This is a genomic window from Janthinobacterium sp. OK676 (genome assembly GCF_900103595.1).
In the GTDB taxonomy this organism is placed as follows: Bacteria; Pseudomonadota; Gammaproteobacteria; order Burkholderiales; family Burkholderiaceae_D; genus Janthinobacterium.
The window spans coordinates 485,407-508,258 of the sequence record NZ_FNHA01000003.1; the positions used below are offsets into that span (position 1 = coordinate 485,407).

Here is a 22,852-nt window from a genome sequence, read left to right on the forward strand (position 1 = left end):
TTTTTACGCCTGCCGTCAAGCCTTGCCGGTCTGCGGCGGACGCAGCTTGACGAACAGCACCGCCACCGCCGCGCACAGCAACAGGGCGCCGGCCAGGCGGATGACGTTCTCCGGATTGCCGCCCAGCCAGCTGCGGTAATACAGGGGCAAGGTGAAGATCTGGATGATCATCGGAATGACGATGAACATGTTAAAAATGCCCATGTAGACGCCCGTGCGCTCGGCTGGAATGCAGCCGGCCAGCATGATGTAGGGATTGCCCATGATGCTGGCCCAGGCCAGGCCCACGCCCAGCATCGGCAGCAACAGCAGCGCCGGGCTGTGGATCAGCGGGATGCCCAGCATGCCCACGCCGGCCGCGCACAGGCACAGGCTGTGCATGCGCTTGGGACCGAAGCGGCGCGTGAACGGCACCAGCGCGAAGGCGGCGACAAAGGCGACGAAATTGTAGAAGGCACCCACCTGCCCGTTCAGCAGGCCCGCGTCGCGAAAGCCTTGCGACGCGGGGTCCGTCGTGTGAAACAGGGTGGCCGACAGCGACAGCACGATGTATTGCCAGTAGCAGAACATGGCGTACCACTGGAACAGGTTGACGAGGGCCAGCTGCTTCATCGTCGGCGGCATGTCGCGCAGGGCCGCGCCGATGTCGGCCAGCGTATGGCGCCAGCCCGGCGGACGGCTGCGGATGGCCGCCAGTTCGGCCGCCGTGAGCGGATTTTCCGGCGTCGTCTTCAGGGTCCACAGCACCGAGGCGAGCGAGAACACGGCACCGATCAGGAAGGCGGCGATGACGATGTGCGGGATATGGCTGCCGTTGACGGCATCCTTGTTCATGCCCAGCATGACGAGCAGCGACGGCGTCAGGTAGGCCAGCGTCTGCCCCAGTCCCGTAAACGCGCTTTGCGTGAGAAAACCCAGCGAATGCTGCTTCTTGTCGAGCTTGTCGCTGACGAAGGCGCGGTACGGCTCCATCGTCACGTTGTTGGCCGCGTCGAGTATCCACAGCAGGCTGGCCGCCATCCATAAAGTCGGACTGAACGGCATGGCCAGCAGGCCCAGGCTGCACAGGATGGCGCCGATCAGGAAGTACGGCGTGCGGCGGCCCCAGCGCGTCACCGTGCGGTCGCTCATGGCACCGATCAAGGGCTGCACGAGCAGTCCCGTCATGGGACCGGCCAGCCACAGGTAGGGCAGGCTCGCCTCGTCGGCGCCCAGGTATTTGTAGATGGGGCTCATGCTGCTTTGCTGCAGCCCAAAGCTGAACTGGATGCCGAAAAATCCGACATTCATGTTGACGATCTGCCAGAACGACAGATGCGGACGGTGCGCGCCGGCGTCGCTCATGATTGTTCCCTTTCCAGCCACAGCATATGCCAGGGCTGCAAGCCCACCGCGCCGGACAGCACGCTGCCATCGAGGCTGTTGCGCCATTCGCCTGCCGGTAAAGTGAAACGCTGGCTGGCGCCGCTGAAGTTGCTCAAGCTGAGAAACGCGTCGCCGCGCGACAGCGCCAGCACGGCAGGCGTGTCGGCGGGCAGCACGCTGCGTGGCGCGGCGGCGGCCAGGGCCGGCAAGCGCCGGCGCACGTCGATCAGCTGGCGCAGCGCCGGATACAGCCGGCCGCTGGCGCTCACGCCGTCGTGGCGCCAGGCCAGCAGGCTGTCGTCGAACGCGGGGCGCTGCAGCCAGCGGCTGTCCATCGCCCGGTCGGCGCGCTGCGTGTAGCTGTGATCGTTGGTCATGCCCAGTTCATCGCCCATGTACAGCACCGGCAAGGCGCCAAAGCTCAAGGCCAGGCCATGCAGCAGCAGCAGGCGCCGCAATGCGTATTCCTGCTCCTGCACCGTGGCGGCGCTTTCCAGGCCGGCCAGCGAGGCGGCCATGCCGTTGCTGCCATGCGCCTTGTCGGCGCTGCTGCTCTGGAAGGCGGCGCCGCGCGCATAGCTGCCGGAGGCGCCGGCAAAGAATCGCGCGATGCGCGCCAGGCGCGCCGGCCCGTTCGCGCCCGCTTCGTTGAGCAGCACGTTCCAGCCGATGTCGTCGTGGCAGCGCACGTAACTGAGCCAGCTGGCGGATGGCGGCAGCGGCGGCGTGGCGGCGATCACCTGCTGCAGCAAGTCCGTGCTTTCCTCGGCCAGCGCGCCCCAGCCGGCGGCCATCAGGCTGCTGTGATAGGCGATATGGCATTCGGGCGCGCTATCGCTGCCGAAATAAGCGGGCAGCTTGGGCGTGGGCACGATGGCTTCGGCCTTGAGCAGCACGCCCGGCGCGACGATGGCGGCAATCGCCCGCAAGGCTTGCAGCAGGCTGTGGGCTTCGGGCTGGTTCATGCAATCGCTGCCTTCGCGCTTCCACAGGAAGGCCGTCGAATCGAGACGGAACACCTCGATGCCCTTGTTCGCCAGGCCCAGCATGGCGCCGGCCATGGCCGCGAAGACGGCCGGATTGGCGTAATTCAAATCCCATTGATACGGATAGAACGTCGTCCAGACCCAGCGCCCGAGCTCCGGCACGAACGTGAAATTGCCGGGCGCCGCCTGCGGGAAGACCTGGCCCAGGGTGCGCTCGTAGCGGTCCGGCTGCGCGCGGTCGGGATAGGTATGGAAAAAATCGCGCAGCAGCGGATCGCCCGCCTTGGCACCCAGCGCCCACGCATGGTCGTCGGCCACGTGGTTGAGGATCAGGTCCGAGCACAGGCTGATGCCGGCCGTGCGCAACTGCGCCGTCAGTGCCAGCAAGTCGGCATTGCTGCCCAGCGCGGGATCGACTTCCTCGAAGCTGGCGACGGCAAAGCCGCCATCGCTTTCACCGGCGCGCGGACGCAAGAACGGCAGCAGGTGCAGATACGTCACGCCCAGTTCGCGCAGGTGGGCAATGCGCGCCGCCACGCCCTGCAGGCTGCCGCCGAAGCGCTGCACGTAGGCGCTGTAACCGAGCATGGACTGGCTGGCAAACCAGTCCGGCTGCGCTTCGCGCTGCGCATCCTGCCGCAGCAGCTCGGGCGCGCGCGCCGCGTACAGCCGGCCCACGCTTTCCATCAGGTCGCCCAGCCAGGGCAGGAAGTCCGGCCGCTGGCCATACAGGCTGCCCAGGCGGTCGAGCAAGACCGCCTCCTGGTGCGCATAGCGGCGCGCCGCATCGTCGCGCAAGTGCGTGGGGAGCGGCGCGAGCAGGCGCGCCAGGGGGCTGCGTATCGACATCATGAATCCTATCCTTGCTTAGAATGCGTATTTCAGGCTGACCTTGACGGCGCGCCCCGTGATCGAGCGGGCCGCATGGCCATCGCCCTCGACTTCCGTGTAGCCGATCTTGTCGAGCAAATTGTTCGCCGTCAGCGCCACCTGCACTTGCGGCGTGAGCTGGTAATTGACGAAGGCGTTGAGCACCTGGTAGGCGGGCAAGGTGATCGTGTGCGCATCGTCGCCCCAGGACTTGCCCGTGCCGACCAGGCTGGCGCCCAGGGTGGCCGGTCCCCATTCATAGGTGGGCGCGATCTGGTAGACGACCCGCGCCTGGCGCCGCGGCGTATTGCCGATCAGCGCCACGTCGGCCGCCGCCGTGCCCGTGATTTCGGCATCCGTGAACGTCAGGCCGCCATTGATGCGGAAGTCGCCGGCGCTGTAGGCCGCTTCCAGTTCCACGCCCTTCGCTTCATAGCTGTTGGCCGTGCGCAGCTGGGTGGTCGCTTCGTAATTGCTTTCCTTGGTCTTGGCCTGGAACAAGGTGACGAAGGTGCTCAGGGAACCGCGCCGCCATTTCACGCCGCCTTCGATCTGGCGCACGGTGTTGATCGCCACGGGCACGCTGCCATCGAGGGGCGTGCCGAACAGGATGCGGTCGGCATTGAAGGCCACGCCTTCGCTGACGCGGGCAAACACGGCCAGATTGGCTTGCAGCTTGTAGTTCGCGCCCAGCGAATACGAGGTGTGGCCCAGGGTGTAGTCGACCTGCTGCACCGTCGACGGCAGATAGGTTTGCGCGCCGGTCGCCTGGTTGGCCGTGCCGCTCGCATGCTGGCGGTCGCGCCGCAAGCCGCCGTCGAGATTCAGCGCGCCGCTTTCCCAGGCCAGGTTCAGGTACGGCGACGTCGTGCGGTATTCCATGTCGACGGCGCGCGAGCAGCAGGCGCCGAAGGCCGGGCCGATGTAGCCTGGCGTGCCGCTCGCCGTCTGCAGCAGCGCCGGCTGGTCGCCCGTGGCCTGCATCAGGTATTCATTGAAGTTCCAGGTCAGGCCCAGCTTTTGCTGCGACAAATACAGGCCGGCCGTGGTGGTCAGCTTGCCGCTGTCGAGAGTAAACGTCTTGGCCAGCTTGGTGTCGCTCAGGGTATTGCTGGCGTCGTCGATCGAGGTATTGAACACCACGGCGGAAAACGCGCGGCCGATATAGGGCTTGCCCTGGTTCGGGCCACTGGCAAACACATGACTGCCGTCGCTGCCGTTATTCGAGGGGAAGACACCGATGAAGCGGCCGGAATTGTCGGCGTAGCGGAAGTTTTCGCTCACGCTCCAGCCCTGCCCCAGCTTGAACGATGCTTCCAGCCCCACGGTATCGCTTTTCACGTGCAAGCCGTCGTTGACGCGGGTGGCCACGCGCTGGTTATCCTTGTTCAGCACCATGTCGGGCACCCAGTACGGCGAATAGAAGCTGGCCTTGCGCGGATCGATGCCGGCGATTTCCCCGATGCGGCCATTGCGCACGCTGACCGGTACGGGCAAGGCCGTGGGCGACTGGTCGTCGAGGTGCTTGAACGACAGGCGCACGAAGCCGCTGTCGAATTCATGCGTGACATTGCCGCGCAGCTGGCCACCCTTTTCGCTGTTCACGCCACTGTGGCGTATGCCTTCGCCGGTGCGCCAGGAACCGCCGATGAAGAAGCGCGTGCGTTCGGAAATTGGCGCGCCATAATCGAAATCGACCCTCGTCTGGTCGTAGCCCAGGCCACGGCTGATGGCCACGCTGCCGCCCTTCTCCTGGCCATTCTTGCTGATGAAATTGATGATGCCGCCCGGCGAGTTGGTGGCCAGGGTGGAGGCCGCACCGCCGCGCACCACTTCCAGGTGGTCGAGCGTGGAATCGATCTTGACGAAGCTGTCGGGCGTGGTGAAGTTGAAGTCGCCGAACTGCAGCACGGGCAAGCCGTCTTCCTGGATCTGCACATAGCGCGCGCCGCCGGCGGAAATGGGCAGGCCGCGCACGGTGATGTTGGCATTGCCTTCGCCGCCCGAGGATTCGGCCCGCAAGCCCGGTACCGAGCGCAGGACTTCGGCGGCGCTGGTCGGTGCGTTGTGCAGGATGGTGTCGAGTTCCATGCTGCTGACGGAATTGCTCGATTTCATTTTGGACGTGCCGCCGGCGGTGCCCGTGACCACGATGCGTTCCAGATTCAGGCCATCGGCGGGGGCAGCGCTGGCGGTGTCGCTTGCCGATTGCGCGTGGGCGGCGCCCAGTTGCAGCATGGCCAGGGCGACGGCGGCAGCCATGCAGCCGCGTTGAGCAGTACGTGTCTTCATCTTGTCTCCAGTGTTGTATGCCGATACATCGAGGTATCGCCTTGTTATGAGTACTGGCCGCCGCATGCCGTGGCGCGCTGGCTGAGCCGGTACGCCATTATTGAACGAATAAGAATTTATTGCAATCGATTGCAATCGAACACTGCAACATGAAAATTATGTTGTTTTTAAGGGAATTTTTCGGGCGTCGCAGAGGAAAAAATGCGATGTTTGACGCGGGCGCAGGATTTTTCATGCTGCTGTGCAGCACGAAAATAAGGCGGTTAATTTGAAATTATTGCAATCGGTTGCATAACCTTACAAACACGGCTTAGCGGCTAGAGGCGCGCATGATCAGCTCGGTTGGCAATTGCCGCGATGGCGCGGACGCGCCATCGACCAGCGCCAGCAGCGAGGCCACCAGCGCGCGCCCGGCGGCGCGGATCGGCTGGCGCACGGTGGTCAGCGGCGGGTGGAAATACGCGGCCAGTTCGATATCGTCGTAGCCGACGACGGCCACCTGCTCCGGCACGGCCACGCTGCGCGCGCGCAGGGCGCTGATGGCGCTCATGGCCAGCAAGTCGCTGCAGGCAAAGATGGCGTCGAACGGCAGCTGGCGGTCCAGCAGTTCCTGCACGTCCGTCGCGCCGCCCTGCGGCAGGAAGGAGCCGGCCACGTACAGTTGCGGATCGGGCGCCAGTCCCTGCGCGGCCAGCGCCTGCGCATAGCCCTCGTGGCGCTGCGCCACTTCGGGCAGCCGCGTATCGCCAAAGAAGGCGATGCGCCGGCGCCCCGCCGCCAGCAGGTGCTCCGTGGCCAGCCTGCCGCCGGCGACGTTATCGCCGCCGACGGTGCAATACAGCTGCTGCGGCAATTGCGCGCCCCACACGACGATGGGTACCTGGCGCGCGGCCAGCTGGTTCAATTGTTCATGGTGGCGCCACTGGCCGATCAGGATGATGCCGATCACGCGGCCGCTGTCGAAGGACTGGGCGGCCGCATCGAGCGTTTCGGCATCCACGCGCGAAATGAGCATGTCAAAGCCCTGCTCCGTCAGCGCATCGGCCAGGCTGCCCAGCATGCTGAGGAAAAAAGGGTCTGACAGGTGCTGGCGCGTGGCCGCGTCGTACGGCACCACCACGCCGACCGTGCGGTTCTGCTTCAGGCGCAGGTTTTGCGCGCCGATATTGATGGAATACTTGAGCGAACGGGCCAGCGCGATGACGCGCTCGCGCGTCTCTTCATTGACCAGCGAACTGCCGCTCAGCGCGCGCGACACGGTCGACGTGGACACGCCGGCCAGGCGCGCGATATCGGCCATCTGCAAGCGCTGCTGCGCCTTCGAATCGTTGCCGGTCATCGTGCGCTCACTGCGGCACGGTGTCCTTGAACGACTGCCGCTCGGACAGTTTGTCGAACAGGCGCGCCAGCGCCGGGTGATCCGCGCGCCAGTCGATTTCCGGGAAGCGGAAGCTGAGCCAGCCCAGGGTGCAGCCCACGGCCACGTCGGCCAAGGAGTAGTTCTTGCCGGCGCAATACGCGCTCTCGCCCAGGCGCGATGCCAAAGCCGCCAGGCCCAGCGTGACTTTATCGAGCTGGCGCGCGATCCAGGCGGCGCTTTGCTGCTCGGGCGGGCGCTGCGTGCGCTCCAGGCGTACCAGCACGCCCGCGTCGAGGATGCCGTCGGCCAGCGCTTCCCAGTTCTTGATATCGGCCCGCTCGCGGCCGTTGCCGCCGGCCGGCAGCAGTTTGCAGACGGGCGTGAGCGTGTCGAGGTATTCGACGATGACTTTCGAATCGATCAGCGTGCTGCCATCTTCCATCACCAGGCAAGGCACCTTGCCCAGCGGGTTGGCCTGGGCGATGCGGGTTTCCGGCACCCACACGTTTTCCAGCTCGAAGACATAGTCGAGCTTTTTTTCCGCCAGCACGATACGGGCTTTGCGGACATACGGGCTGGCGAGGGAACCGATCAGTTTCATAGGTACTTTAAGGTAAGGGAGCAGCAGGCAGTATAGCATCGGCGGCAGCGGTGTTTGGCAGCACGCGCCCGGCGCGCCCCAGGGTGTGGCAGGCATGCCGCATCGGGGCCGGATTCGGCCAAAATGAGCGCCATCCGCAGCCGACGGACGGCTGGCCAGCGGCCAGCGGTGGTAAAATCGCCCTTTACTGTGGCGCCGTCAGTGTTGCTGTATCGCAATTCCTACCCTTCCCCGCGCGCCACACGCCAACCGTTTCTTTAACTTGCGTCCGCTCTCATGACTTCTACTACTCCGTATTCCACGCTGTCGGCCCTGTCTCCGCTCGATGGCCGCTACGCCAGCAAGACCGATCTGCTGCGCCCGATCCTGTCCGAAGCCGGTTTCATGCACCACCGCGTGAAAGTGGAAATCTCCTGGCTGCAAGCGCTGTCGCAAGCCGGTTTCGCTGAAATCAAGCCATTCTCGGCGCAAGCGAATGCCCTGCTCGACAAGATGGCAGCCGATTTCTCGGAAGCCGACGCGGCCCGCATCAAGGCCATCGAAGCGGTCACCAACCACGACGTCAAGGCTGTCGAGTACTGGCTGAAGGAACAAGTAGCGGACGTGCCGGAACTGGTGGCGGCGTCGGAATTCATCCATTTCGCCTGCACCTCGGAAGACATCAACAACACATCGCACGGCATGATGCTCAAAGCCGCGCGTGATGGCGTGATGCTGCCCGCATTGAACGGCCTGGTGGCCAAGCTGACGCAGATCGCGCACGACAATGCCGACGTGCCGATGCTGTCGCGCACGCACGGCCAGACGGCCAGCCCGACCACCCTGGGCAAGGAATTCGCCAACGTCGTGGCCCGCTTGCAGCGCGCCGTGAAACGCATCGAACAAGTGGAAATCCTCGGCAAGATGAATGGCGCCGTCGGCAACTACAATGCCCACCTGTCGGCCTACCCGGGCTTCGACTGGCCGGCATTCTCGCAGGCCGTCATCGAACAGCGCCTGGGCCTGGTCTTCAACCCGTACACCATCCAGATCGAACCGCACGACTACATGGCCGAACTGTTCGACGCCTTCGCGCGCGCCAACACGATCCTGCTGGACCTGAACCGCGACATCTGGACGTACGTCTCGCTGGGCTACTTCAAGCAGAAGCTGAAAGCGGGCGAAATCGGTTCGTCGACCATGCCGCACAAGGTCAACCCGATCGACTTCGAAAACTCGGAAGGCAACCTGGGCCTGGCCAACGCCGTGCTGAAACACCTGTCGGAAAAACTGCCCGTCTCGCGCATGCAGCGCGACCTGACCGACTCGACCGTGCTGCGCAACATCGGCGTGGGCCTGGGCTACACCCTGCTGGCGTATGACAGCTGCCTGCGCGGCCTGAACAAGCTGGAAGTGAACCACGCGCGCCTGGCGCAAGACCTGGACGCAACGTGGGAAGTGCTGGCCGAGCCCGTGCAAACCGTGATGCGCCGCTATGGCATCGAAAACCCGTACGAGCAGCTGAAAGAGCTGACGCGCGGCAAGGGCATCTCGAAAGAAGCACTGCAAACCTTCGTCAACGGCCTGGCCATCCCGCAAGATGCCAAGGACGTGCTGCTGACCATGACGCCGGGCAACTACATCGGTATCGCTGCACAATTGGCCAAAGCCATCTAAGCAGTTTCCACATGGGGATCCTGCTATCCCACTCCCGCGGGGCGGCCAGCATACAAATGCTGGCCGCCCCGCGGTTTTTCCGGCAATCTTTCTTGTAGAATCTCCAGCACGCAGCGCAATTTGCTTTTCTTTGGTATATTAGGATTAATTAGTCCTAACACGTACTACTTTCAAGAAAGCCATCGATGCAACGCTACACCACCACCGCCATCATCCTGCACTGGCTGACCGCCCTGTTGATCATCAGCGCCTTCGTCATGGGCCTGGTCATGACGGACATTCCCGGCCTGACGCCCACCAAACTCAAATATTTCTCCTGGCATAAATGGCTGGGCGTGACCGTGCTGGCCATCGCCGCCATCCGCCTGCTGTGGCGCAAGGCCAACGTGCCGCCGCCGCACCCGGCCAGCATGGTTGCCTGGCAAAAGAAGGCGGCCGACGCCATGCACGTGCTGCTGTATATCCTGATCTTCGCCGTGCCCGTTTCCGGCTACCTGTACACGCTGGCCGCCGGCGTGCCCGTGGTCTACCTGGGCCTGTTCCAGCTGCCCGTCATCATGGCGCCGAACCCGGAACTTAAGCCGCTTTTAAAAGAAATTCATTATGTTCTGAACATGACGATGGCCGCCGCCGTGGCCGCCCATGTACTGGCCGCGCTGAAGCACCAGTTCATCGACCGTGACGGCGTCCTCAAGCGCATGTTGCCGTAACACCGACTTCCCCTTGCTCACTGAAAAACTACAGGAAAAAAACAAGATGAAAACCACCCAACGCATCGTCCTCGCTTCCCTGCTGGGCCTGTCCGTGGCCGCCACCGCCGCCACCCTGCTGAAAGTCGATCCCGCCAAGACCAGCGTGTCGGCCGTGTTCAAGCAAATGAACGTGCCGGTGGAAGCGAAATTCAAGAAATTCAATATCGCCATCGATTACAACCCGGCCACGCCGGACGCCTCGAAGGCGTCGGTGGAAATCGAAACGGCCAGCATCGATATCGGCGACCCCGAGTACAACAAGGAAGTGGCCAAGAAAGAATGGTTCAACTCGGCCCAGTTCCCGAAAGCCACCTTTGTCTCGAGCAGCATCAAGGCCGCCGGCGCGGGCAAGCTGACGGTGACGGGCAAGCTGAGCATCAAAGGCAAGACCACCGACGTGACCTTCCCCCTGGCGGTCAAAGCCGACGGCGGCAAATACGCGTTCGACGGCGCCCTGCCGATCAAGCGCCTGACCTACAACATCGGCGAAGGCGAGTGGAAAGACACGAGCATGGTCGCGGATGAGGTCACCATCAAATTCCACGTTGCCGCTCAATAACACCTGAGAAAACGTCCATGGCTGCGTTGCTCTTGCCTCGTCGTACATTCGCACTGCCTTCGGCAAGGCGCCTTGCCCTGAACGTTTTTCAGGCGTTACCAAAAACACTCTCAAAACCTGTTCAACTATAGGATCTGCATGAAATTTTCGCACTTGATGATCGCCGTGCTGGCAGCCGCCGGCGCGGGTTCGGCCATGGCCGCCACCGACACCTACAACCTCGACCCGACGCACACTTTCCCCAGCTTTGAAGCCGATCACATGGGCATGTCGGTGTGGCGCGGCAAGTTCAACAAGACCAAGGGGACGGTCACCCTGGACCGCGCCGCCAAGACGGGCAGCCTGGACCTGGTCATCGATGCCGATTCGATCGACTTCGGCCTGGACGCCATGAACACGCACGCGAAAAAAGCGGACATGTTCAATGTCGAGAAATTCCCGGCCATCACCTACAAGAGCACGTCGCTCAAGTTCAACGGCGAGCAGCTGGTGGAAGTCGATGGCGAACTGACCCTGCTGGGCGTGACCAAGCCCGTCAAGCTGAACGTGAGCAAGTTCAAGTGCATCATGCACCCGCGCTACAAGCGTGAAGTGTGCGGCGCCGACGCCACGGCCGAATTCAAGCGCAGCGACTTTGGCCTGAACTACGGCATGCCGGCGTTCTCGCCGGAAGTCAAACTGGCCATCCAGGTGGAAGCGATCAAGGCCGACTAAACACGGCCTTGCCGCGCGACAAGCCCGCCTCGCTGCCCGCAGCCAGGCGGGCTTTTGCATGCGCCATGCGAATCCGCTGGACTTTTCTATCGTGCGGCATCACTATCCATTGGCATGATGTTGTTCTGACATGGCTCAACCACTTATCCATCGCGCGGAGGATTACATGAATTTCATTATCTGGATCGTTATTGGCGGCGTCATCGGCTGGCTGGCCAGCATGGTCATGAAAACGAATGCACAACAGGGCATCTTCCTCAATATCGTCGTCGGCATCGTCGGCGCCTTCCTGGGTGGCTGGCTGCTGGCGCCCCTGTTCGGCACGGGCACCATCAACAGCGACAATTTCAGCCTGGCTTCGCTGCTGGTCTCGTTCCTGGGCGCCGTCATCCTGCTGGGCATCGTGAATCTTTTGCGCCGCGGCAAAATACGCTGAGCAGACAAACAGCAGCACTCGGCAAGTGGCCGGGCCGCGCAAGCGCCCGGCCATTTTTCATTGCTGCCAGGATAATTGTATGGACAATACCACAGCCGCCGCACGGAAAAATGCGCTCTGGCAGGCCATTCCCGCCCCGACATCATCAAAAATCATGCCATTCAAGCAAGCACATGCGGACATGCCACCCGGAAAATGTGATTGACTAGTGCGAGTTCGATACGGATACTCTATGTCGCCCGCTGCACAAATCAGCGGGTACTCCGCTGATTCCGACTTCCCTACAATGTAAAAGAACAGAACTCGAATGAAAAAATCTCTCATCGCGCTCGCCATCCTGAGCAATTTCGCACACGCCGACGAAGGCATGTGGATGCCCCAACAGCTGCCACAAGTAGCCAAGGAACTGAAAGCGGCCGGCCTGAAACTGGACCCGACCACCCTGACCAAACTGACCGAATTCCCGATGGGCGCCATCGTCAGCCTGGGCGGCTGCTCGGCCTCGTTCGTCTCGCCGCAAGGCCTGGTTGCCACCAACCACCATTGCGTCTACAACAGCGTGGCGGTCAACTCGACCAAGGAGCGCGATTTGCTGGCCAACGGTTTCCTGGCCAAGACCTTCGCTGAAGAATTGCCGGCCGCCCCAGGCAGCCGCATCTTCGTCACCTCGGCCGTGACCAACGTCAGCGACAAGATCATCACCGCCGACGTGGCCAAGCTGCAAGGTAAGGCACGCATCGACGCGATCGAGAAAAACCAGAAAAAACTGGTCGCCGAATGCGAGAAAGAAGCCGGTTTCCGTTGCACCGTGTCGAGCTACTACGGCGGCCTGGAGTTCTACCTGATCAAGCAACTGGAAATCCGCGACGTGCGCCTGGTGCACGCGCCTCCAGCGGGCGTGGGCAAATTCGGCGGCGACACCGACAACTGGATGTGGCCACGCCACACGGGCGACTACGGTTTCTACCGCGCCTACGTCAGCAAAGACGGCAAAGCTGCCGACTTCAGCAAGGACAACGTGCCATACCAGCCAAAACACGTGCTGAAACTGGCCAAGGATGGCTTGAAGGAAGGCGATTTCGTCATGGCGCTGGGCTACCCTGGCCGCACCAACCGTCACCGCCTGCCATCGGAAGTGGCGTTCACGTTTGACTGGAACTACCCGGCCTTCGTGAAAGCGTCGGGCGAAACCCTGGCCATCATCGCGCGCGAAACCAAGGACAACAAGGATGTTGCCCTGAAATACGCAGGTCAAGTTGCCGGCGTGAACAATTACTACAAGAACCGCCAAGGCATGCTGGACTCGTACGCGGGCAGCGACTTCCTGGCGCGCAAGACGGCGGAACACGAAGCGCTGAAAACCTGGGTCAACGCCAATCCTGCCCGCAAGGCGGAATTTGCCGGCGACATCGAGCAAGTGGAAAAGCTGATCGCCGAGCGCGATGCCGACACCAAGCGCGATTTCTTCCTCAGCTACGCACAGCCACGCCTGCTCAATACGGCACGCAGCCTGTACCGCCTGGCCAACGAAGGCACCAAGGCCGACACGGAACGCAAGTCCGGCTACCAGTCGCGCGACTTGCCGCGCCTGGAAGCGGGCATCACTTCGGTCGAGCGCACCTACGATGAAAAAGTCGACAAGGCGCTGGTACTGAACAGCCTGACCAAGTACGCCGCGCAACCGGCAGCACAACGCCGCGCCAGCTTCGACGCCGCCATCGGCATCAAGGACGGCATGTCGCCAGCCGACCTGTCCGCCGCCCTGGACAAACTGTATGCAGGCAGCAAGCTGGCCGACAAGGCCGAGCGCGCGGCATGGCTGAAACGCACGCCAGCCGAATTCCAGGCCAGCAAGGACAGCTTCATCCAGGCAGCCGTCGCCATGTACCCGGATTCGCTGAAAAACGAAGCGGAAGACGAAGAACTGGCCGGCAAGATCCAGCAAGCCTACGCCAACTACATGAAAGCCAAAATCGCCTTCATGAAGAGCAAGGGCCAAGCCGTCTATCCTGACGCCAACAGCACCCTGCGCGTCACGTTCGGCAAAGTGGCCGGCCGCGACCATGGCGCCGACGGCACCACCTGGACCGCCTTCACCACCGTCAATGGCGTCGTTGCCAAAGCCACGGGCCAGGGCGAATTCAATGCACCGGCAAATCAACTGGCCGCGATCAAAGCCAAGGACTTCGGTAAATTCGTCGATCCGAAGCTGAAAACCGTGCCGGTCGACTACCTGGCGACCCTGGACATCACGGGCGGCAACTCCGGTTCGGCTGCCCTGAACTCGAAAGGCGAATTCATCGGCCTGGCATTCGACGGCACCCTGGATTCGATCATTTCCGATTGGGACTACAACAAGGCCAATACCCGTTCGATCCAGGTCGACCTGCGCTACATGCTGTGGAACATGAAACACGTCGACCACGCAGACAACCTGCTGAAAGAAATGGGCGCTGAATAACAAGAAGCAATAACCCGGCAACGGGCGCTTTAGCCTGAGCCACTCCTGCGGGAGTGGCTTTTTTTCGCCTAGCGTTTTACTTTGGTGAAGCGGTAGGGCACGGCTTGCTCCTCGCCAAACACTTGCACCCTGCCACTTCCCAGCGGCAGCATGACCCGCCGGCCCTCCTGCAGCAGCAAGGCCAGGTCCGCGCCGGGAAAGCGCTGCGCCAGCAGCGGATACGCTTGCCGCGCGATGGGGGCGGCGGGGATCACGATGCGGTAGTCGCCATCGCCAAAATCGAGCAGCAGCGCGGGCAGCTCATCGGGCCCCGGCAGCGCCGTGATGCGCAGGCGCGCGCTACCCTTGACGAGTTCGAAGGCCGACCACAAGGGCAAGGGGCGCTGCGCGGCCCCGGTCTGCAGCCGCCACGCCTGGCCCGCCTGCGGCGGTGCCAGCACGACGTCGGGCCGCTCCGCCGATACGGCCCCATCGACGGCCAGCAGCCAGCCCCGGTAGCGTATTAGCGCACCGTGCGCGGCAGGCGTGACGGACCCGCCCGGCGCCACCGGCCCCTTGCCTGCGGGCAAACGCAATGGCGCCGCCTGTGCTGCCAGGCAAGCCCACCACAGCAGCACCGCCATCGCCGTCGCAGTCACCGTCTTCGCCATGCCGCCTCCCCTCGCGCGTGAAACGTATTCATAACACAAGTTCGCTCCGGCTCCTTTGCCGCGCCTCAAGGCGCCAACGCCGGTGCTACAATTGGCCCCTAGCGGGCGTACTTACCCAGCGCGCCTTCCCCCTCCCAGACTCAGACCGCTATGCCACCAGACTTGCGCACGACCTACGAACTCGGTAACCACAACCAGACCACGACCTGGCTGGAATGCATCACCTTCTATCAAGATCTCGCCGCACGCTACCCGCAAGTGCTGCATTTCGAACAGATCGGCCTGTCCGACTCGGGCGTGCCCATCCACGCTGGCGTCGTCAGCGCGGACGGCGTGTTCGACCGCGAACAGATCAAGCGTGAAGGCCGCACCGTCTTCTTCAACAACAACGGTATCCACCCGGGTGAACCGGAAGGCATCGACGCCTGCATGGCCATCGTGCGCGACCTGTGCACGCAGCAGGAACGCCTGGCGGCGCTGGGCAGCACCGTGCTGCTGTTCATTCCGATCTACAACGTCGATGGCAGCCTGAACCGCGCCAACACGTCGCGCGTGAACCAGGATGGCCCGGAGCAATTCGGCTTCCGCGGCAATAGCCGCCACCTGGACTTGAACCGCGATTTCATCAAGTGCGACAGCCTCAACGCGCAAGTGTTCAACCGCCTGCTGGCCAGCTGGGACCCGGACGTGATGGTCGACACGCACACGTCGAACGGCGCCGACTACCCGTACACGATGACCCTGATCCACACGCAGACGGACAAGCTGGGCAATGGCCTCGGCCCCTTCCTGCAAGACACCATGCTGCCGCACATCTTTGCGCAGATGGAAAGCGCCGGCTGGCCCACCTGCCCGTACGTCAATCCCGTCAAGGACAGCCCCGACCACGGCATCGCCGAGTTCCTCGAAGTACCGCGTTTCTCGACCGGTTTTGCGGCCTTGCACCACGTCATCGGTTTCATGCCGGAAACGCACATGCTGAAACCGTTTGCCGACCGCTACGCTTCCATGCGCGCCCTGCTCGACATCACCATGGCCTTCACGGTGCAACACGGCGAACAGATCAAGCAACTGCGCGCGCAAGCCAAGGCGGCGGGCCGCACGCAAGCCCAGTGGCCCATCCACTGGGCCATGAACGAAGAGCAGCCGTCGACCTTTCCCTTCAAGGGCTATGCGGCAACATACACGCCGAGTCTCCTGGGCGACTACCAGCGCCTGTCGTATGACCGCTCGCAGCCGTGGGAACGCGATATCGCCTACTACAACCGCTTCGATGCGGACGTCACCGTGGCCGCGCCGAAAGCCTATGTCGTGCCCCAAGCGTGGCGCGAAGTCATCGAGCGCCTGCGCTGGAATGGCGTCGAAATGAGCCGCATCACCGCCGAACAGACGGTAACGGCGCGCTACTACCACATCACCAACGTCGGCACGCGCGCCACGGCCTACGAAGGCCACATGTTCCACGACACGGTGGAACTGGAAGCGCGCACGGGCCAGTTCACCGTGCAGGCGGGCGATTACGTGGTCAGCCTGGAGCAGGATAATGCCCGCTATGCCGTGGAAACCCTGGAACCGCAGGCGCACGACAGTTTCTTCCGCTGGGGCTTCTTCAACAGCGTGCTGGAAAAGAAAGAAGCGTTTTCCGATTACGTGTTCGAAGACATGGCGTCCGAATTGCTGCGCGACGAGCCGGCGCTGGCGGCCAAGTTTGCCGAATGGAAAGCGGCCAACCCGGCCTTGCTGAGCAATCAGGAAGCCGTGCTCGATTTCATCTTTGCGCACTGCCAGCGCTTTGCCGAACCAGAGTGGCGGAGATATCCCGTCATTGCCCTGATGTAAATCCGGGCTGTAGCGAATGCAACATCCTGGCGCCGCATCGGAGACCCCGGTGCGGCGCCTCTTTCTGTGCCCTGCCCACAAGGTAATCCCATGCACTACGCACTGAACCTGCGCACCTTTATTTACAGCCATTATTTTTACCTGGGCTTGCGCGTGGCCGTCGGCCTGGTCGGCCTGACCTTGCTGACCCTGGAAATCAGCGACAGCACCACCGCCATGACGGTGTGCATCGGCGCCCTGTGCACGACCCTGATGGACATGCCCAGCCCGCTGCGCCACAAGTTCAACGAAATGCTCGCTTCCGTGCTGCTGTGCAGCGCCGTGACCTTATTGATCAGCCTGTGCGGCCCCGTGCAGTGGCTGTTGATGACGGTGCTCGTGCTCGTCAGTTTCCTGGCCAGCATGATGGTGGTGTACGGCAAGAAATCCATGCCCTTGCAACTGGCCGCCCTGTTCATCATGACCATGTCGATGGAGCATCAGATGACGTGGCAGCAATCATTCCACCACGCGGGCCTGTTCATGCTGGGCGGCCTGATCTATCTGGCCTACGCCATGGCCATCGCCTGGGTCTTGCGCCACCGCATCAAGCAGCAAGTGCTGGCCGAAGCCCTGTTCGAACTGGCCGCCTACATCGACATCAAGGCCGATTTCTACGACACGCGCTTCAATCTGACGGAACAGTTCAACAAGCTGGTGCGCCATCAAAGCATCCTGGCCGACCGCCAGCAGGCGTCGCGCGACTTGATTTTGCGCAGCCACAAGAACAGCAAGGACGCCATCGTCGTGCAAGTGCACGTGTGCATGCTCGATCTGTATGAACTGATCCTTTCCACGCACACGGATTACGCGCTGCTGCGCCAGCACCTGGCCGACTCCGACGTGCTGAAATCCCTGCACGACCTGGCCTACAAGGCGGCGCGCGACATCGAATCCGTCGCCTACGCCGTCACGCGCAAGCGCGCCTCGTATGCGCAGATCAGCTACGACAAGGAATGGGCCGACATCGAGGCGGAAATCGTCCGTCTGCAAGCCAAGGGCGACAGCGCGCAAGAAGCGCTGGCGACCCTGCGCGCGCAGCGCAACAAGATACGCGCCATTCTGAAGATGATCGCGGAGCTGCATCTGGCCAGCCAGAAAGTGTATGACAACGTCCCGTTCTGGAGCGGCGCGGACATGGCGCCATTCCTGTCGCAGCAGAAATATGAACTGAAGACCCTGCTGGCCAACCTGCGCCTGGATTCGCCCGTGTTCCGCTTCGCCCTGCGCGTGTCGATGGCCATTTCCGTCGGATTGCTGATCGGCCACTGGCTGCCGTATGCGGCGCACAGCTACTGGATCGTGCTCACCATCGTCATCATCCTGCGCCCTACCTTCAGCATGACGCGCCAGCGCCGCGCCGACCGCATCATCGGCACCATCATCGGCTGCGTGATCACGGCCATCGTGATCCGCTTCGTGCACAGCAATATCGTGCTGATGGCCATTTTATTCCTCTCCATCGTGGCCACGCCCACCTTCATCTATTTGCGCTACCGCTACACGGCCATTGCCGTGAGCCTGATGATTCTGCTGCAAATGCACCTGGTGGCGCCCAGCAACCCGAACCTCGTCAGCGAACGCCTGATCGATACCCTGATCGGCGCGGCGGTGGCCACCGTATTCAGCTTCGTGCTGGCCAACTGGGAATACCAGAGCCTGCCGCGCCTCGTGCGCCAGGTGCTGAATGTGAACCTGTCATACATGCAGGCCAGCTTCGCGCTGCTGCAGGGAAAATGTTTCGATGATTTCGCCTACCGTATCGAGCGCAAGCGATTGATGGACAGCCTGGCCGCGCTCAGCTCGGCACTCGTGCGCATGCTCGATGAACCGGCCAGCAAGCAGCGGGCAGTGGAAGACATCAACCTGTTCATCGTGCAAAACTACTTGCTGGTGGCCCACGTGGCGGCGCTGCGCTCCATCCTGGGGCGCCACGCGAGCCAGTTGCCCGTCACGCCCGTCAACGCCCTGCTTGGCCATAGCCACACGCAAGTGTGTCTGACCCTGTCGCGCGCGCTGGACCAGCTCGACAACAAGGCCGCCATCAGCGCCCCGCTGACGGCCCCTGCCGCCCCGCCCGTGAGCGAAGTGGACTGGTCGGGCTGGCCGCTGGTCAAAAGACGCATTCGCCTGTTGCAGGCCGATGCGGACAAGATCGTGGTGCATAGCGCGGCGATCGTGCATATCGTGGCCCCCAGATAATTTTTTGGGGACGCCCTGGCGCAAGTGGTGTCATCAGGAGGTCATCTGGCCTCTCTATGCTGCCATGGTTTTTCCACTTCCAGCCAAGGTCATCCATGCACGCATTTCCTCTGAGCCGGCGCCTGCCGCTGGCGCTGGCCATCAGCGCCGCCCTCGCCCTTGCCGCCTGCGGCGGTTCCGATCACCAGGACACGGCGCTCGTCGTTCCCGCCGCGCCCGCCGACCAAGGCGCGCCCGACACGGCGCCGCCATCGGCCACGGCCATTCCCTTTGTCGACAATATCGCCAGCAACCAGCGCGGCGATGCACGCTACGCCACGGCCGCCACGAATGCGGGCGTGCGCGTGCTGATCGGCATGCTCGACATCTGGAAACCGTTGACGGAAATCGTCGATGCCGGCGTCTCGGCGCCGGCCGTGGACGGCTTCCCCGCCGTCGTGCCTTCCGCCTGGACGGGCGTGCCCAACGATGGCACGCCGGGCGGCACCATCGTCAATGCCAGCGTGCACAATGCCAACATCGATTTCGTCGTCAAGGCCACGATCAGCCGCACCCCGGCGCAGGAACTGGCCGCCTACCTGGACGACCGCCGCGGCAAGGGCTACAGCATCACCGACGGCATGGGTCCGCTGACGGACGCCTGGCGCAGCGCGGCACGCCAGACCACCAGCATCACCGACATCGCGCCGGATGCGACAAGCAAGCTCTACAACGACAGCGGCAGCAACACGGGCGTGGCGGGCAGCGCCAACGCCGAGTTCGGCAACGTCGTGGGCCTCGTCAACGCCATGGGCAACAATGGCTCGACGGAACCGGCCAAGCGCTTCTACAAATATGCGCGGCCGTTCCGCTGGAGCAGCAACGTGGCCGTGATCCCGGCCCTGATGCCGGCCCGAAGCGCCACGCCCGCCACCGATGGCGGCTTTACCAGCGGCCACTCGGCCGAAGCCGTGCGCGGCGCGCTGGGCATGGCGTATGCCTTGCCCGAGCGCTACCAGGAAATGGTGGCGCGCGGACTGGAACTCGGTGAAAACCGCATCATCGCCGGCATGCATTCGCCGCTCGACGTGATCAGCGGCCGCGTGCAGGCGCAAGCCATCGTCGCCGCCAACCTGCTCGACCCGGCCACGGCCGCCACCAAGGCCGCCGCCGTGACGCAGGCGCACACGACCCTGATGGCGAAAACCGGCACCACGGCCGACACCTTCTACGACTACGCCCATTCGGGCAGCAGCGCCAACGACCGCTTTTCGGACTACGCCAGCATCAAGGCCGCCTATATCCGTCGCCTGACCTTCGGTTTCGCGCAGACGGGCGCCGCCAATGCGCCGGCCGTCGTGCCGAAAGGCGCGGAAGTACTGCTGGAAACGCGTTTGCCGTATCTGTCCGACGCGCAGCGCCGCGTGGTGCTGAAAACAACGGCCTTGCCATCGGGCTACCCGGTGATGGACGATGCAGAAGGCTGGGGCCGCTTGAACCTGTTTGCCGCCGCCGATGGCTATGCCGTCTTCACGGGCAATGTGAGCATCAGCATGGATGCGGCCAAAGGCGGCTTCTACGCCGTCGACCGTTGGCGCAACGACATCGGCGGCACGGGCAAGCTGAACAAGCAAGGCACGGGCACCCTGAAGCTGGGCGGCAACAATAGCTGGAGCGGCGGCACGCAGCTGGAAGGGGGACGCCTGGAAGGCTTGTCGGCCACGGCCTTCGGCAAGGGCGACGTGTATGTCAGCGGCGGCACCCTGGTCAGCAATGCCCAGTCCGGCCTGGCGCTGGCCGGCAAGTACACGCAGCTGACCACCGGCAATCTGGAATTGAAGCTGGGCGGCGGGCAGCAAGGCCGCCTGAGCGTGGCGGGCCAGATGACGGTGGCGGGCGGCAGCCTGAAAGTGACGTTCCAGAACGGCTACAAGCCGGCCGCCGGCGACACGCTGAACGTGCTGCAGGCCGCCAGCCTGAAAGGCAAGTTCGACAGCATCACCGTCGATGGTTTCAAGGTGACGCCGACGTACACGGCAACGGGCTTGCAGCTGCGCCTGGATGTATAAGCGACCTACTTGAGGTAACGCTCGAACCAGCCGACGGTGCGCTTCTGCAAGTCGCGCTGGTGCTCGGGCTTGCGGAAGGAATGGCCTTCGCCGTCGTAGATGAACAGGCTGGACGGCACGCCCATGGCACGCAAGCCGTGCCAGAATTCCAGCGACTGGGCGGCCGGCGTTTCCACGTCGCGCTCGCCCACGTAGATCAGGGTCGGCGTCTTGGCCACCTTGATCGATTCGATGGGCGACGCCTTGCGGTAGACGGCCGGGTCGTCATACGCGGAGGCGCCAAAGAACGGGATCATCCACTGGTTGATGCCGTTCTGGCCGTAATAGCTGATCCAGTTCGACACGCCCGCGCCCGCCACGGCCGCCTTGAAACGGTCGCTGTGGGTGACGCCCCACATAGTCATGAAGCCGCCATACGAATGGCCGATCAGGCCCAGGCGCTGGCCATCGACAGGCGCCACTGTTTGCACGGCGTCGATGCCGGCGAGAATGTCGCGCCAGTCGCCGCCGCCAAAGTCGGCCATGTTGGCGCGCGTAAAAGCCTGGCCCTGGCCAAAGCTGCCGCGCGGATTGGGCAGGAAGACGAAATAGCCTTTTTGCGTCAATTCGTGGATCAGGGTGCCCGCGCCCACGTAGCGGGGCGAGGCGGCCGCGCCGGGCCCGCCATGCACGTTGACGACCATCGGATAGCGCTTGCCGGCGTCCGTCTTCAGCGGCCCCAGCAGCCAGCCCTGCACCTTGTATTGCTCGTTGTTCCAGCCCACGTTCCGCACCGCCAGCTGCGGCGCGAAGCCGTCATTGTCGTGCGTAATCTTTTTCAGCTGGGCCACCGGTCCCGCCACCAGGTAACTGGCGTGCGTAAAGTCTTCCTGTGCGGCCGCCGCATGCGAGCCATCGGCGCTGAACGACAAGCGGCCATCGCTGCCGCTGCTGCTGAGCTCACCGAGCAGCACAGGTTGGCTGGGGCCGGTCTGCGCGTCGACGGGCACCAGCGCCAGCTGCGAGTCGATCAGGGCCGTCGCCAGCAAGCGGGCGCCACGCCAGACGACGCCATTGAAGGTGCCGCGATAATCAGGCGTCACATTGCGCGGCGTGCCGCCGGCCAGGGGCACCGTGTAGAGGTCGCCGCCGATGGAGCCGAAATCGCTCATCAGCCCGCCGATGAAGGCCACCGTCTTGCCATCGGGCGAGACCGAAGGCAGGTTCAGCTGCATGGCCGGTGACGCGATCACGCGCAGGGCACCCGTGGCCGCATCGATATGGCTGAGCTTGGCGACCCACCAGTTGCTGTCGCCATTGCCTTGCGCGCTGGTGGCAACGAAGCCGCGGCCATCGGGCGTCCAGTTGTATTCATACACATAGGTGTCGGCGGGCGACAGCAAGCGCAGCTCGCCGCCGCTGGCCGGCACGACGCCGATGCGCTGGGCATCGTCTTCGCTGCCCACTTCGCCCACCTGGCGCGCGCCCGCCTCGACGGCGCCGGCCAGCTTGCGCGCGCCGACCGTCGCGAGCATGGCGACCTGCTTGCCATCCGGCGACCAGCGCGCCGTGCTGGCCACGCCCTTGATGCTGGTCAACATGCGAGCTTGGGCCTGCGCCAGGGTGGCCAGGTACAGCTGCGCCGTGCCCGCCTTCGCGTCGTAGCCGACAAAGGCCAGTTGCCGGCCATCGGGCGACCAGCTGGGCTTGTCGTAGGAACACACGGCACATGGATCGAATTGCTGCACGATGGCGCCGTTGGCGGCGTCGCGCACGACGATGGCCGCATGCGGGCGCTGCGCTTGCTCGCCCGCCTTGCTCGACTCGATGGCGGCGATGCGCCGGCCATCGGCCGACAGGGCCACGGCGCGGTAATCGCGCAATGCCGGCCCGGTTGCAGCTGCGGCGTATGCCGTGGTGCCCAGAAGGCTGCTTGCCAGCACGCCGCAGGCGGCCAGATCAGTTATTTTCATCATGTAAATTCCGGTTAGAAATAAAAAAAACCGCCGGCAAGCGCGGCGGTTTTGGATGGAACAGACTGCA

General features: G+C 63.5%; 17 protein-coding genes. 10 read left to right on the forward strand and 7 right to left on the reverse strand.

The window, feature by feature from the left end; translation table 11 throughout:
- Positions 1-15: 15 nt before the first annotated feature.
- The 5 genes from BLU39_RS09070 to BLU39_RS09090 all read right to left on the reverse strand — a co-directional run bounded on the left by BLU39_RS09070 (position 16) and on the right by BLU39_RS09090 (position 7,474).
- Positions 16-1,344: an MFS transporter gene (locus BLU39_RS09070; RefSeq protein WP_092712027.1), complete on the reverse strand. Its 1,329-nt coding sequence runs from the start codon at positions 1,342-1,344 to the stop codon at positions 16-18.
- A complete protein-coding gene (locus tag BLU39_RS09075; protein ID WP_254788933.1) occupies positions 1,341-3,203 on the reverse strand; it encodes an alpha-amylase family glycosyl hydrolase in 1,863 nt (620 codons plus the stop codon). The genes BLU39_RS09070 and BLU39_RS09075 overlap by 4 nt, the downstream gene beginning before the upstream one ends.
- A 15-nt stretch (positions 3,204-3,218) precedes the next feature.
- On the reverse strand, positions 3,219-5,513 hold the full coding sequence (locus BLU39_RS09080) for a TonB-dependent receptor (RefSeq protein ID WP_092712029.1): 2,295 nt from the start codon (positions 5,511-5,513) through the stop codon (positions 3,219-3,221).
- A gap of 310 nt (positions 5,514-5,823) precedes the next feature.
- Positions 5,824-6,852: a LacI family DNA-binding transcriptional regulator gene (locus BLU39_RS09085; RefSeq protein ID WP_254788934.1), complete on the reverse strand. Its 1,029-nt coding sequence runs from the start codon at positions 6,850-6,852 to the stop codon at positions 5,824-5,826.
- 7 nt (positions 6,853-6,859) lie between these two features.
- The gene (locus BLU39_RS09090; protein WP_092712031.1) at positions 6,860-7,474 is read right to left on the reverse strand and encodes a glutathione S-transferase N-terminal domain-containing protein; all 615 of its coding nucleotides are present in this window, start codon (positions 7,472-7,474) and stop codon (positions 6,860-6,862) included.
- A 276-nt stretch (positions 7,475-7,750) separates the two neighbouring features.
- On the opposite strand from BLU39_RS09090, the gene purB reads away from it, so the two are divergent.
- From purB to BLU39_RS09120, 7 genes are all read left to right on the forward strand, one after another.
- On the forward strand, positions 7,751-9,130 hold the full coding sequence (gene purB / locus BLU39_RS09095; RefSeq protein WP_092712033.1) for an adenylosuccinate lyase: 1,380 nt from the start codon (positions 7,751-7,753) through the stop codon (positions 9,128-9,130).
- Positions 9,131-9,315: 185 nt separating this feature from the next.
- On the forward strand, positions 9,316-9,840 hold the full coding sequence (locus BLU39_RS09100) for a cytochrome b (protein ID WP_092712036.1): 525 nt from the start codon (positions 9,316-9,318) through the stop codon (positions 9,838-9,840).
- Positions 9,841-9,886: 46 nt separating this feature from the next.
- A complete protein-coding gene (locus BLU39_RS09105; protein WP_070290826.1) occupies positions 9,887-10,441 on the forward strand; it encodes a YceI family protein in 555 nt (184 codons plus the stop codon).
- A 138-nt stretch (positions 10,442-10,579) separates the two neighbouring features.
- Positions 10,580-11,155 (forward strand): YceI family protein, encoded by a 576-nt coding sequence (locus BLU39_RS09110; RefSeq protein WP_092712038.1) that lies wholly within the window; start codon positions 10,580-10,582, stop codon positions 11,153-11,155.
- Positions 11,156-11,321: 166 nt separating this feature from the next.
- Positions 11,322-11,591, forward strand: a complete 270-nt coding sequence (locus tag BLU39_RS09115; RefSeq protein ID WP_034778894.1) for a GlsB/YeaQ/YmgE family stress response membrane protein — start codon at positions 11,322-11,324, stop codon at positions 11,589-11,591.
- Between the two features lie 79 nt (positions 11,592-11,670).
- Positions 11,671-11,796, forward strand: a complete 126-nt coding sequence (locus tag BLU39_RS29150; protein WP_269800029.1) for a hypothetical protein — start codon at positions 11,671-11,673, stop codon at positions 11,794-11,796.
- A gap of 102 nt (positions 11,797-11,898) precedes the next feature.
- Positions 11,899-14,052, forward strand: a complete 2,154-nt coding sequence (locus tag BLU39_RS09120) for a S46 family peptidase (RefSeq protein ID WP_092712040.1) — start codon at positions 11,899-11,901, stop codon at positions 14,050-14,052.
- Between the two features lie 68 nt (positions 14,053-14,120).
- Here the strand turns inward: BLU39_RS09120 and BLU39_RS09125 are convergent, their stop codons facing one another.
- Positions 14,121-14,702, reverse strand: coding sequence for a hypothetical protein (locus tag BLU39_RS09125; protein ID WP_092712043.1), 582 nt, complete (start codon positions 14,700-14,702; stop codon positions 14,121-14,123).
- A 150-nt stretch (positions 14,703-14,852) separates the two neighbouring features.
- Here BLU39_RS09125 and BLU39_RS09130 point away from each other — a divergent pair, with 150 nt between their 5' ends.
- The 3 genes from BLU39_RS09130 (at position 14,853) to BLU39_RS09140 (ending at position 20,830) form a co-directional block, all read left to right on the forward strand.
- Entirely contained in the window at positions 14,853-16,541 is a 1,689-nt protein-coding gene (locus BLU39_RS09130; protein WP_092712045.1) for a M14 family zinc carboxypeptidase, read from the forward strand.
- A 90-nt stretch (positions 16,542-16,631) separates the two neighbouring features.
- Positions 16,632-18,782, forward strand: coding sequence for an FUSC family protein (locus BLU39_RS09135; protein ID WP_092712047.1), 2,151 nt, complete (start codon positions 16,632-16,634; stop codon positions 18,780-18,782).
- Between the two features lie 95 nt (positions 18,783-18,877).
- Positions 18,878-20,830: an acid phosphatase gene (locus BLU39_RS09140; protein ID WP_092712049.1), complete on the forward strand. Its 1,953-nt coding sequence runs from the start codon at positions 18,878-18,880 to the stop codon at positions 20,828-20,830.
- A 5-nt stretch (positions 20,831-20,835) separates the two neighbouring features.
- Here BLU39_RS09140 and BLU39_RS09145 read toward each other — a convergent pair whose 3' ends face one another.
- Positions 20,836-22,785, reverse strand: coding sequence for a S9 family peptidase (locus BLU39_RS09145; RefSeq protein ID WP_254788935.1), 1,950 nt, complete (start codon positions 22,783-22,785; stop codon positions 20,836-20,838).
- Positions 22,786-22,852 lie beyond the last annotated feature (67 nt).